Annotated in this window: 12 protein-coding genes and 1 pseudogene; 7 read left to right on the top strand and 6 right to left on the bottom strand. The window is 56.8% G+C overall.

All coding sequences use genetic code 11. The annotated features are described in order from the left end of the window. The 5 genes and pseudogenes from HP564_RS04645 to nth form a co-directional block, all read left to right on the top strand. Positions 1 to 423: pseudogene (locus HP564_RS04645) on the top strand (electron transport complex subunit RsxC); the annotation flags it as partial. Next, a complete protein-coding gene (gene rsxD, locus HP564_RS04640; RefSeq protein WP_371240591.1) occupies positions 424 to 1,482 on the top strand; it encodes an electron transport complex subunit RsxD in 1,059 nt (352 codons plus the stop codon). Between the two features lie 3 nt (positions 1,483 to 1,485). Further along, a complete protein-coding gene (gene rsxG / locus HP564_RS04635; protein WP_371240589.1) occupies positions 1,486 to 2,118 on the top strand; it encodes an electron transport complex subunit RsxG in 633 nt (210 codons plus the stop codon). Continuing rightward, entirely contained in the window at positions 2,111 to 2,815 is a 705-nt protein-coding gene (locus tag HP564_RS04630; protein WP_371240587.1) for an electron transport complex subunit E, read from the top strand. The genes rsxG and HP564_RS04630 overlap by 8 nt, the downstream gene beginning before the upstream one ends. After that, positions 2,812 to 3,447: an endonuclease III gene (gene nth, locus HP564_RS04625; RefSeq protein WP_371240585.1), complete on the top strand. Its 636-nt coding sequence runs from the start codon at positions 2,812 to 2,814 to the stop codon at positions 3,445 to 3,447. Before HP564_RS04630 ends, nth begins: the two co-directional genes overlap by 4 nt. Before the next feature lie 22 nt (positions 3,448 to 3,469). On the opposite strand, the gene HP564_RS04620 is transcribed toward nth, so the two are convergent. Next, complete coding sequence (locus HP564_RS04620; protein WP_371240583.1) at positions 3,470 to 4,168, bottom strand: CTP synthase; 699 nt, start codon at positions 4,166 to 4,168, stop codon at positions 3,470 to 3,472. A 680-nt stretch (positions 4,169 to 4,848) separates the two neighbouring features. Between HP564_RS04620 and dtpA the strand changes: the two genes are divergently transcribed. Continuing rightward, the gene (gene dtpA / locus HP564_RS04615; RefSeq protein WP_371240581.1) at positions 4,849 to 6,345 is read left to right on the top strand and encodes a dipeptide/tripeptide permease DtpA; all 1,497 of its coding nucleotides are present in this window, start codon (positions 4,849 to 4,851) and stop codon (positions 6,343 to 6,345) included. 146 nt (positions 6,346 to 6,491) lie between these two features. Then, entirely contained in the window at positions 6,492 to 7,097 is a 606-nt protein-coding gene (gene gstA / locus HP564_RS04610; RefSeq protein ID WP_371240579.1) for a glutathione transferase GstA, read from the top strand. A 33-nt stretch (positions 7,098 to 7,130) separates the two neighbouring features. On the opposite strand, the gene pdxY is transcribed toward gstA, so the two are convergent. The 5 genes from pdxY to anmK all read right to left on the bottom strand — a co-directional run bounded on the left by pdxY (position 7,131) and on the right by anmK (position 11,598). After that, the gene (gene pdxY, locus HP564_RS04605; RefSeq protein ID WP_371240577.1) at positions 7,131 to 7,991 is read right to left on the bottom strand and encodes a pyridoxal kinase PdxY; all 861 of its coding nucleotides are present in this window, start codon (positions 7,989 to 7,991) and stop codon (positions 7,131 to 7,133) included. A 64-nt stretch (positions 7,992 to 8,055) separates the two neighbouring features. Then, entirely contained in the window at positions 8,056 to 9,330 is a 1,275-nt protein-coding gene (gene tyrS, locus HP564_RS04600; RefSeq protein WP_371240575.1) for a tyrosine--tRNA ligase, read from the bottom strand. Between the two features lie 138 nt (positions 9,331 to 9,468). After that, positions 9,469 to 10,125: a pyridoxamine 5'-phosphate oxidase gene (gene pdxH / locus HP564_RS04595; RefSeq protein ID WP_371240573.1), complete on the bottom strand. Its 657-nt coding sequence runs from the start codon at positions 10,123 to 10,125 to the stop codon at positions 9,469 to 9,471. Between the two features lie 5 nt (positions 10,126 to 10,130). After that, complete coding sequence (locus tag HP564_RS04590) at positions 10,131 to 10,463, bottom strand: MliC family protein (RefSeq protein ID WP_371240691.1); 333 nt, start codon at positions 10,461 to 10,463, stop codon at positions 10,131 to 10,133. Between the two features lie 19 nt (positions 10,464 to 10,482). Further along, positions 10,483 to 11,598: an anhydro-N-acetylmuramic acid kinase gene (gene anmK, locus HP564_RS04585; protein ID WP_371240571.1), complete on the bottom strand. Its 1,116-nt coding sequence runs from the start codon at positions 11,596 to 11,598 to the stop codon at positions 10,483 to 10,485. Between the last annotated feature and the right edge of the window lie 27 nt (positions 11,599 to 11,625).

Here is an 11,625-nt window from a genome sequence, read left to right as displayed (position 1 = left end):
GCTAAAGCGAAGAAAGCCGCCGCGGCGCAGGCAGCGGCCCCGCAGCCTGAAACGGAAACATCACAGCCTGCGGATGCTGCGGCTGATCCGCGCAAAGCCGCAGTGGAAGCCGCCATCGCCCGCGCTAAAGCGAAGAAAGCCGCCGCGGCGCAGGCAGCAGCCGGCACGCTAACTGAAGATGTTCAGCCGGTCGAGGACGTGCCGCCTGTCGATCCGCGTAAGGCGGCTGTAGAGGCCGTCATCGCCCGTGCCAAAGCGAAGAAAGCGGCTGCCGCACAAGGATCAGAAAAGGACGTCGTGACCCTCGACGTTGAAAACAGTGATGCGCGTCCGTCAGACGATGCGCGTAAGGCAGCTGTCGCTGCCGCTATCGCCCGGGCCAAAGCGCGCAAAGCGCAAACGCCGTCGACGTTTGAGGAATAAATGGCTTTTCGTATTGCAAGTTCACCCTATACCCATAATCGTCGTAGCACCGGCAATATTATGATGCTGGTGGTGCTGGCGGCCGTGCCTGGCTTTGCTGCACAGTGGTATTTCTTTGGTTACGGCAGCGTCATTCAGGTGCTGCTGGCCGTGCTAACCGCCTGGCTGGCAGAAGCGGCAATCCTGCGTCTGCGTAAGGCACCGCTGGTGCCAAACCTGGCGGACAACTCTGCACTACTGACGGCGGTGCTTATCGGCATCAGCCTGCCGCCGCTGGCCCCCTGGTGGCTGGTGGTCATTGGCACCGTGTTTGCCATTGTGATTGCCAAACAGCTCTACGGGGGCCTGGGGCAAAACCCCTTTAATCCCGCGATGGTAGGTTACGTTGTGCTGCTGATTTCCTTCCCGGTGCAAATGACCAGCTGGCTGCCGCCCGATGCGCTCCAGTCGGTGAAACCCGGCCTGGCTGACGCGCTGAGCATGATCTTTACTGGCCATACGCTGGCGGGCGACACCATGCAGCAACTACAGCTTGGCGTCGATGGTATCAGCCAGGCAACCCCGCTCGATAACTTCAAGACCGGACTGCGCGCCGGTCACAGCGCAGAGCAGCTGCTGGCGCAGCCGATCTATACCGGTGTGCTGGCGGGTCTCGGCTGGCAGTGGATCAACGTCGGTTACCTGGCGGGAGGACTGTTCCTGCTGTGGAAAAAGGCGATTCGCTGGCACATTCCCGCAGCGATGCTGATCTCACTGGCCTTCTGCGCCACGCTGGGCTGGCTGATTTCGCCGGAAAGTCTGAATACGCCGCTTATTCACCTCTTCTCCGGTGCAACCATGCTGGGCGCATTCTTTATCGCCACCGATCCGGTCACGGCTTCCACCACTAACCGGGGCCGCCTGATTTATGGCGCCCTGATTGGCCTGCTGGTATGGCTAATCCGGAGCTTCGGTGGCTATCCTGACGGTGTCGCCTTTGCCGTGCTGCTGGCAAATATTTGCGTTCCCCTGATCGATTACTACACGCAACCGCGCGTTTACGGCCATCGCAAGGAGTGATCGATGCTCGAAACTATTCGTAAAAATGCTGTCACGCTGGCTATGTTTGCCGTGTTTACCACCGGCCTGACCGCCGTGGTGAACTACGTGACGAAACCGACGATTGCGCATCAGACGGCGCTGAACCAAAAAAATCTGCTGGATCAGGTTGTCCCGACAGAGATGTACGATAATCAGATTCAGCGTGAATGTTACCTTGTCACCGATTCTGCGCTGGGTACGGCAACGCCGCATCATCTCTATCTGGCGCGCAAAGGGGATCAGCCGGTGGCGGCCGCACTTGAGACCACGGCTCCGGACGGCTATTCTGGCGCGATTCAGATGCTTGTGGGCGCGGATTTCCATGGCAAGGTGCTGGGCGTACGCGTGATTGAACATCATGAGACCCCCGGCCTTGGTGATAAAATTGAGCTGCGCATTTCCGACTGGATCAACAGCTTCAACGGCAAAGTGGTACATGGCGCAGACGATAGCGCGTTTGCGGTAAAAAAAGATGGTGGTCAGTTTGACCAGTTCACCGGCGCGACCATTACGCCGCGCGCGGTGGTTAACGCCACCAAACGCACCGCACTACTGATTGAAACCCTGAGCGGCAGACTGAGTTCGCTGCCGGAATGTGGAGACGCAAATGAGTGAAGCTAAAAACTTGCTGGTTGGCGGTCTGTGGAAGAATAACTCCGCGCTGGTGCAGCTGCTGGGCCTCTGTCCGCTGCTGGCCGTCACCTCAACCGCAACTAACGCCCTGGGCCTCGGGCTGGCGACCACGCTGGTACTGACCATTACCAACAGCGCCATTTCCGCCTCGCGCCGCTGGGTGCCCTCTGAAATCCGTATTCCGATCTACGTGATGATTATTGCTTCGGTGGTGAGCTGCGTTCAGATGCTGATCAACGCCTATGCCTATGGCCTGTATGAGTCACTGGGCATCTTTATTCCGCTGATCGTGACCAACTGTATCGTGGTGGGACGCGCCGAAGCGGTCGCGTCAAAGAGCAGCATTCCCCTTTCCGCGCTGGATGGCTTCGCTATCGGCATGGGCGCAACCTGCGCCATGGTGACGCTGGGCTCTATCCGCGAGCTGATCGGCAGTGGAACGCTGTTTAACGGCGCGGATCAGCTGCTGGGACCCTGGGCAAAAGCGCTGCGCATTGAGGTGGTTCACTTCGACTCACCAATGCTGCTGGCCATGCTGCCGCCGGGCGCCTTTATTGGCCTGGGCATGCTGCTGGCGGTGAAATATCTTATCGATCAAAAAACCAGACAGCGCGCTGCCCGTCGTGCCGCAGAGGCGACGGCAGAGGATCTGCATGGACATGCCGGGAAGGCGGTGTGAACCAGACAAAACGCGTTGAAATTCTTCGTCGGCTGCGGGACAACAACCCGCATCCGACCACTGAGCTGAACTTCACCTCGCCGTTTGAGCTGCTGATTGCCGTGCTGCTCTCCGCGCAGGCGACCGACGTCAGCGTTAATAAAGCCACGGCAAAACTCTACCCTGTCGCCCGCACGCCTGCGGCCATGCTCGCGCTGGGTGTCGACGGCGTAAAGGAATATATCAAGACGATTGGCCTGTTCAACAGCAAAGCCGAGAACGTGATCAAAACCTGTCGCATTCTGCTGGAACAGCACGGCGGTGAAGTGCCGGAAGATCGTGCTGCGCTGGAGGCCTTACCGGGCGTGGGCCGCAAAACCGCCAACGTGGTGCTGAATACCGCTTTCGGCTGGCCGACCATTGCCGTCGATACGCATATTTTTCGCGTCAGCAACCGCACTCGCTTCGCGCCGGGAAAAAATGTGGAAGAGGTAGAAGCCAGGCTGCTGAAAGTCGTTCCCGGGGAGTTCAAAGTCGATTGTCACCACTGGCTTATTCTGCACGGTCGCTACACCTGCGTGGCACGTAAGCCACGCTGCGGAGCCTGTCTGATTGAAGACCTGTGCGAGTTTGCGGAGAAAACGGAAATATAACGGGTGCCTGCGCACCCGTGGCTTAGCGCGCAGCCAGTGCCGCCTGTAGCCAGGCAATCACCAGCGGTGAATTTTTCTCCAGCAAGGCGGCACGCTCCGACTGAAAGAGCGTGGCAATAAAGAAAGGGTGATCGGTGAGTTCTATACCGCGCACATCGCCTGCCGCGTCCCACGAAGTAATACGAAGATGCTGCCCCTCCAGCGCCTCACTGAAGGCAGGGTTGACGCCAAAATTACAGTGATAACCCTCAATGCTGGCGTGCGCGCCATAAATCCTGGCAATCTGCGATCCCGGTGCAAACCTCACTTCGCCTCGCTGTTCCACCAGAGAACAGTTCAGCGGCGCGATAACCATGCGTCCGCCCGCGGCTGTTTCGGCGTGGTTTGCATCCTGCCAGCCCAGCACATGGCGGGCATATTCAATAACCGCATACTGAAACCCGCCGCATGAGCCTAAAAAGGGCTTATGGTTTTCACGAACCCAGCGTAGGGTGGCCAATACCGCATCATCATTCTGATAGGGACTGCCCGGCACAACCCAGACGGCGTCGCTTTCGCGCACGGCGCTGAGATCGGCAAGTTCATTAGTGGGTAGCCAGCGGAAATGTACGTTAATACTCAGGTGCTTTGCCGCACGCGCAATTGCCAGAGGAATAGCCTGATGGGCGACAGCGCTGGATCGATAGTCGCCGACCAGCGCAAGATTTAATGATACTGCCATGATGATGTCCCGAAAGAGCAAAGGCGTTACGTTAGTGGATTGTTAATTCTTTGTCGATACGGCAAAAATCGCATTTTCACCCGAAATATCAGCGTTTTCCTTGCATCAGGGCCAGCTATTTCCTGCCAGAACTGCGCTTCTGACCAGGCAGAATTTTACCTGTCAGTTCTGGCCGTCTGCCCTGTGCCGAGCTGAAACGGAGTGACAGTCTTCTTTTATCTGCTGAATTAATTAAGCATTTAGCGAGCTTGATCAACTTTTTATCGCCTGCTGGCAAACTATGTACATTTTATAAACGCTGACTATCCAGATTTGCTGATAAATAGAGCAAAAACAGAACAAAAACCTGCTTAAATTAGCATCCACAACACCTTTCATCACAGGGCGGTCACAGAGCAGCTTATATGGCCTTTGTCATTAGCTTACCGTAAAAAACAAACGTTTATTCTGGTATACTTTGTGCGGGTAAAATTTAAATCCAGCCCACAGACGCTGTTGAGTTTATAAACCTCACATAGCCAGGGCTTTTCAGCATTCAAAAAATTCTTGCCCTGTTGCGCGTAATCAGCCACATTAGGCGCCGATTTTCCCTACTAATAACAATGTCGCGCATGGAATCCTGACATGACGCGAACTTTTTTCCTGTCGTAAAACAGGGTACGCGAAAAACTGAGGTACACGTGTCAACTGCAAACAAACACACTGATGAGGCTGTCAGCCTCAATGCGTTCAAACAGCCGAAGGCGTTCTACCTGATTTTCTCTATCGAGTTATGGGAGCGTTTTGGTTTTTATGGCTTACAGGCCATCATGGCTGTTTATCTGGTTAAACAGCTGGGCATGTCTGAAGCAGACTCCATTACCCTTTTTGCCTCATTCAGCGCGCTGGTTTATGGCCTGGTGGCTATCGGCGGCTGGCTGGGTGATAAAGTGCTGGGTACCAAACGTGTTATCGTTCTTGGGGTACTGGTGCTGGCACTGGGTTATGCGCTGGTTGCCTTTTCTGGTCATCACGTTGGCACCGTCTATATTGGCATGGCGACCATAGCCGTCGGTAGCGGCCTGTTTAAGGCTAACCCCTCTTCACTGCTTTCCACCTGCTATGAAAAAGATGATCCGCGCATCGACGGCGCCTTTACCATGTTTTATATGTCGATTAACGTCGGTTCGCTGTTCTCTATGATGCTGACCCCATGGCTGGCAGCAAAATATGGCTGGAGCGTCGCCTTTTCACTGTCGGTGGTGGGTCTGGTAATCACGCTGCTGAACTTCCTGTTCTGCAAAGGAATGGTAAAGAATTACGGTTCCCGACCCGATTTTGCCCCGCTGCAGATGGGCAAGCTGCTGATGACGCTGGCTGGCGTTGTCGTACTGGTTGCCATCGCCGCCTGGCTGCTGCATCACCAGACCATTGCACGCATTACGCTGGGTGTGGTGGCGCTGGGTATTATTCTGGTGTTCGCTAAAGAAACTTTTGCCCTGAAGGGCGCAGCGCGTCGCAAAATGATCGTGGCGTTTCTGCTGATGGTTGAAGCCATCGTTTTCTTCGTCCTCTATATGCAAATGCCGACTTCGCTGAACTTCTTTGCCATTCGCAACGTTGAGCACACGATTCTGGGTATCACCTTTGAACCTGAGCAGTTCCAGGCACTCAACCCGTTCTGGATTATGCTGGCCAGCCCGCTGCTGGCGGCGGTCTACAATAAACTGGGCGACAAGCTGCCGATGCCATTTAAGTTTGCTATTGGCATGGTGCTCTGCTCTGGTGCGTTTCTGGTGCTGCCGGTTGGCGCAAAATTTGCCACAGACGCTGGTATCGTCTCGGTTAACTGGCTCATCCTGAGTTATGCCCTGCAGTCTGTTGGCGAGCTGATGATTTCCGGCCTCGGCCTGGCGATGGTGGCACAGCTGGTGCCGCAGCGTCTGATGGGCTTTATCATGGGTTCATGGTTCCTTACCACCGCTGGCGCAGCGATGATTGCCGGTAAAGTGGCCGGTCTGATGGCCGTTCCGGAAAACGTGACGAACCCGCTCGACTCGCTTAATGTCTACAGCAGTGTCTTCCAGCAAATTGGTATCGTCACCGGCACCATTGCTGTGCTGATGCTGATTACTGCCCCGCTGCTCAACCGCATGGCGCAGTCGCCGCAAACTGAGCTGAAAAAATCTCAGGTCTGATCGACTACAGATCAGATCCGCCGGGCCAGGTGCCCGGCTTTTTTTTATCCCATTCCGGGCCAGACGCAACGCTTGATCGCTGTCACTGGCAAATCGGCGACAACGCATTAAGCTGCAATAATCCTGTCGCAACCCGGAGGTCCGTCATGAAACTTTTCTGTAAAGCGGGAGCCTGCTCTCTTTCGCCACATATTGTGCTGCGCGAGTGCGGGCTCGATTTTACTCAGGTCAATGTCGACCTGACGCAAAAAGTGACCGAACGCAGCGAAGATTACTGGCTAATCAACCCCAAAGGCCAGGTTCCCGCGCTGGAGCTGGATGACGGTAGCATCCTGACGGAGAGCGTGGCGATTGTGCAGTATCTGGCGGACCTGAAGCCCGATCGGCAGCTGCTGGCGCCGCCCGGCAGTCTGACCCGCTACCATACCCTGGCGTGGCTCAGCTTTATCAGCAGCGAGCTGCACAAGACGTTTATTGCGCTGTTTCAGTCCGATACGCCCGAAGATTACAAAGCCGTGCTGCGCGCCCGGCTGGAGCAGCAGTTCCGCTATGTAGAGCGATCGTTGCAGGATAAGCAATGGCTGATGGGATTGCGCTTTAGCGTGGCGGACGCTTCTCTCTATGTAATGGTGCGCTGGGCGCAGGCAGCGCAGCTCGATCTGGCGGGGCTGACCGCGCTGGAAGCCTGGTTCCATCGCACGTCGCAGCGGCCAGCGGTGCAGGCCGCGCTGAACGCGGAAGGACTGGTGTGACCATCGGGGCCGATCTCTGTCGGCCCCGAAAAATCAAAGGCGCTCTGCCGTAAAGTGCTGGGTGGGCTGGGCAATGGCGTCCTGTGCCGCCACCAGCTGAAGTTCATATTCTCCCATCGCGTGCGTTTTCAGCATGACCTCGTAGACCGCTGCGGTAACGTGCTCCAGTGCGCCCTTGAGATCCTTGCCGTGCAGCAAATTAACCAGCAGCAGGCCACTGGTCAGATCGCCCACGCCGACCGGCTGACGCACGCCGAAATCCACCAGTGGGCGACTGATATGCCAGGCTTCCTGCGCCGTAACCAGCAGCATTTCGAAGCGATCGCTGCGACGCCCTGCACGCGCCAGGTGTTTTACCAGCACCACACGCGGCCCTTGCGCAATCAGCGCGCGCGCGGCGGCCACGGCCTGCTCCACGCTTGCCACCGTGCGCTCGCTGAGCATCTCCAGTTCCAGCAGGTTGGGGGCGATAATATCGCTGGCCGGCATGGCATATTTACAGTGGTATTCCGCCACGCCAGGGGCAACGATGCAGCCCTTTTCAGGGTGACCCATCACCGGATCGCAGAAAAACCAGGCTTCCGGATTCGCAGCTTTCACCATCCGCACGATTTCAAGGATCTGCTCCCCCTGCTCGGCCGAGCCTAAATAGCCGCTCAGTACTGCGTCGCAGGTCCTGAGCCGATCGATATCGCTGATGCCTTTAACAATCTCCGTCAGGTGCGTCGCGGGCATAACGGTGCCCGTCCAGTGGCCATATTGGGTGTGATTAGAGAACTGAACGGTGTTGAGCGGCCAGACATTGGCACCCATGCGCCGCATCGGAAACTCGGCTGCAGCATTACCTGCGTGGCCAAAGACCACATGCGACTGAATAGCGAGAATATTTTTCATTATGTTCTGTACTGTCTTGCCCTTGCCTGCCATAAAAAAGGGCCGGAAACCGGCCCTGAAGTGCTTACTGCCAGACGATCAGGCAGTAGTGTTTTTTACCGCGACGCAGCAGCGTATAGCGGCCAAACAGTTTGTCGCTGTCGCTGAAGCGATATTCTGCGCTGGACTGCTTCTCACCGTTGACGGTGACGGCGTTAGAGCCAATCATGGTACGTGCCTGACCGCGTGACGGTACCAGTTCGGCATTGACCAGCGCCTGTTGCAGATCGTCTTCTGCGCCCAGCTGGATGGTCGGCATGCCGTCCTGCGCCAGCTGTTCAAAGTCTGCTTCGGTCATGTCGCTCAGCGCGCCAGAGAAGAGGCTGTCAGTGATGCGTTTCGCTGCCGCCAGGCCGGTTTCACCGTGCACCAGACGCGTAACATTCTCAGCAAGCACATACTGCGCGCGCGGTGCCTTACCGCTGTTCTTGTCCTCTTCCTCCAGCGCATTGATCTCATCCAGGCTCATGAAGGTAAAGAACTTCAGGAAGCGATAAACATCGGCGTCAGCGGTGTTAATCCAGAACTGATAGAACTTATACGGGCTGGTTTTTTTCGCATCCAGCCACACCGCGCCGCCCTCGGTTTTACCGAACTTCGTGCCGTCAGATTTGGTGATCAGCGGAACCGTGAGGCCGAAGACCTGATTCTGGTAGAGGCGGCGCGTCAGGTCGATGCCGGAGGTAATATTGCCCCACTGATCGGAACCGCCAATCTGCAAGGTCACGCCGTGGCGCTTGTTTAGCTCGGCGAAGTCGAAACCCTGCAGCAGGTTGTAGGAGAACTCGGTAAAGGAGATCCCCTGGTCATCACGATTCAGACGCTGCTTCACCGCTTCCTTGTTAATCATCTGGTTAACAGAAAAGTGTTTGCCGATGTCGCGCAGGAAGGTCAGCACGTTCATGCCGCCAAACCAGTCGTAGTTATTGGCCGCGATAGCGCTGTTGTCACCGCAGTCGAAATCGAGGAAAGGCGCTACCTGCTTGCGGATTTTCTCCACCCACTCGCTGACGGTATCGCTGGTATTGAGTTTGCGTTCTGCTGCTTTAAAGCTGGGATCGCCAATCAGACCGGTGGCACCACCCACCAGTGCGACCGGCTTGTGTCCGGCATCCTGAAAGCGTTTCAGGCAGAGCAGCGGCACCAGATGGCCCAAATGCAAGCTGTCAGCGGTCGGATCGAAGCCGCAATAGAGAGAGATGGGCCCTTGCGCCAGTCGCTCTGCTAACGCGTCTTCGTCCGTTACCTGGGCGATCAAGCCCCGTTCCTGCAATTGTTGTATCAGGTTACTGCTGGTCATCACTGACTCCAAATTGATCAGACTGCACCTATGCTGGTACACAGCTTTCCGCTGAGATGCGGAAGAAAAAAATGAGGGCTATAGCATAAAGCGCTGGCGGCGGATGTGCCAGCGCTGAGAGCGGTTAAAAACGCTGTTTTAGGGGGCTAAACGGTCGATTTTCCAGCCGTTGTTGTCGCGCTGGTAGAGGAAGCGGTCATGCAGGCGATGTTCGCCCCCCTGCCAGAACTCCATGGTGTGAAATTTTACGCGGTAGCCGCCCCAAAAGCTGGGCAGCGGCACTTCACCCTGATGAAATTTCTGTTTCAACTCGAGGAACTTGCCTTCCAGCACGCCGCGCGCCGAGATACGGCTTGACTGTCGCGATACCCAGGCCCCGATCTGGCTGTCGCGCGGGCGGCTATGGAAATATTTTAGCACCTCAAGCGGCGTCAGCTTTTCGACTTCGCCCAGGACCATCACCTGACGCTCCAGAAAATGCCACGGAAAGTGCAGCGAGATGCGCGGATTGGTCGCCAGATGCTGCGCCTTGCGGCTGCCCAGGTTGGTGTAAAACACCAGACCCTTTTCATCATAATGCTTCAACAATACGATGCGCTGGTAGGGCTGCCCCTGGTCATCGACCGTGGCGACAGTCATGGCGGTCGGATCGGGCAACTGCGCATCGCAGGCCTGACGCAGCCAGGTTTCGAACAGCGCCAGCGGCTGCTCGGGCAGATCTTTGCGGCGCAGGCCGCCCTGCGTATACTCACGACGCAGGCTGGCGATATCTTGCAGAGTAAAATGAGAGCTCATACGCGTTACCCGAAATGGACAGGCTGACTGGCAGACTGACGTTCACAATCGTTGATGATGATTTTATCATCGCGCTCAATAAAGGCACTTTCCCCTTTCGTCCAGAAAACATATTTTCCGTCGCTATAGCGCGCGCCCGAGGCGGAAATGGCGCGCTTCAGCGTCAGAGGCTGACCGTCCAGAATAAAACTGACCTGCTCGCTGGCGTTATCCAGCGTCACCGTGAGCGGCAGCGTTCCGCAGCGATAGTGCAGCGTTTGCGGCGCTTCGGCCGGCTTGTTGATTAAGCTGCATCCTGCCAGTAGCAGCACCGCAGCAAGGGGTAAACCCTGTTTCATCATCATTATTCTCCTTACGTCAGTAGAGCGGATTCGCCGGATAGATGGCACCCAGTATACTGGCTTCACGCGCCCCTGTTACGGCGGGCAGATTGCCCGGGAGGCCAGACAGCGTGCGGCTGGCAAGCCATGCAAACGCCAGCGCCTCCATGTCGTCACTGCGAATACCCGCCGCGTCGGTGGTAGTGACTTCCGTGCCGACCAGCAGTGTAGCGAGACGAGCCATCAGCAGCGGGTTTCGTGCGCCGCCACCACACACCAGCAGCCGGTCGCAGCCATCATGAAGCTGCACCTGCCGGGCAATGGTGACCGCGCTCAGCTCAGTCAGCGTCGCCTGAACATCCTGCGGCGACAGGCCGGGGAAGGTTTGTAGCTGGCGCTCGACCCAGCCCAGGTTGAAATGCTCACGGCCGGTGCTTTTCGGCGGCGGCAGCGCAAACCAGGGATCGTTCAACATCTGCTCCAGCAGTGCAGGTATAATGTTGCCGCTACGCGCCCAGCGCGCATCCTGATCGAAAGGTTTGCTTTGATGACGCCAGATCCAGGCATCGATCAACATATTGCCTGGACCGGTATCAAAGCCGCGTACCGGCTGGTCGGGAAACAGCAGTGAAAGGTTGGCAATGCCGCCAATATTTAACACCATGCGGCGCTCCACCGCATCCATCAGCAATGCCTGATGAAAGGCAGGCACCAGCGGTGCGCCCTGCCCCCCCAGCGCCATATCTCGGCGGCGAAAATCACCGACGACCGTAATGCCGGTGGCCGCGACGATCTGATTGTTGTCGCCAATTTGCAGCGTATTGGGTGCGGCGCTCTGCGGCTCATGCCAGACCGTCTGACCGTGGCAGCCAATAGCCACAATATCACTCGGTTCCAGCGCCTCACGCCGCAGTAGCGTATTGACCGCTTCAGCAAACAGCTGACCCAGTCGGGTATCAAGCTGTCCCAGCTGAGAGAGGGTCAGGGATTGTCCCTGACAGATTGCCAGAATCTGCTGGCGCAGATCGCCCGGCATGGGATGGCAGTAGCTGCTCTGCTGAGCCACCATGTTTTCATCAATGGCGGCCAGTACCACATCCACACCATCCAGGCTGGTGCCTGACATCACGCCGATATAACGCCCTGATTTCATCTCTGGTTCCTACTCCGTGGCAGAAAA

The sequence above is a fragment of the Pantoea sp. KPR_PJ genome (genome assembly GCF_041386365.1).
GTDB lineage: Bacteria > Pseudomonadota > Gammaproteobacteria > Enterobacterales > Enterobacteriaceae > Pantoea.
The sequence above is the reverse complement of the archived record's forward strand: the minus strand, read 5'-3'. Positions and strand labels throughout refer to the sequence as shown.

Bases quoted from the DNA above. Each gene is read 5' to 3' on its own strand.
- pdxH (WP_371240573.1), bottom strand. From the start codon at position 10,125: ATGAGCTCTCATTTTACTCTGCAAGATATCGCCAGCCTGCGTCGTGAG.
- HP564_RS04630 (WP_371240587.1), top strand. From the start codon at position 2,111: ATGAGTGAAGCTAAAAACTTGCTGGTTGGCGGTCTGTGGAAGAATAAC.
- gstA (WP_371240579.1), top strand. From the start codon at position 6,492: ATGAAACTTTTCTGTAAAGCGGGAGCCTGCTCTCTTTCGCCACATATT.
- tyrS (WP_371240575.1), bottom strand. From the start codon at position 9,330: ATGACCAGCAGTAACCTGATACAACAATTGCAGGAACGGGGCTTGATC.
- rsxD (WP_371240591.1), top strand. From the start codon at position 424: ATGGCTTTTCGTATTGCAAGTTCACCCTATACCCATAATCGTCGTAGC.
- rsxG (WP_371240589.1), top strand. From the start codon at position 1,486: ATGCTCGAAACTATTCGTAAAAATGCTGTCACGCTGGCTATGTTTGCC.
- pdxY (WP_371240577.1), bottom strand. From the start codon at position 7,991: ATGAAAAATATTCTCGCTATTCAGTCGCATGTGGTCTTTGGCCACGCA.
- HP564_RS04620 (WP_371240583.1), bottom strand. From the start codon at position 4,168: ATGGCAGTATCATTAAATCTTGCGCTGGTCGGCGACTATCGATCCAGC.
- HP564_RS04590 (WP_371240691.1), bottom strand. From the start codon at position 10,463: ATGAAACAGGGTTTACCCCTTGCTGCGGTGCTGCTACTGGCAGGATGC.
- anmK (WP_371240571.1), bottom strand. From the start codon at position 11,598: ATGAAATCAGGGCGTTATATCGGCGTGATGTCAGGCACCAGCCTGGAT.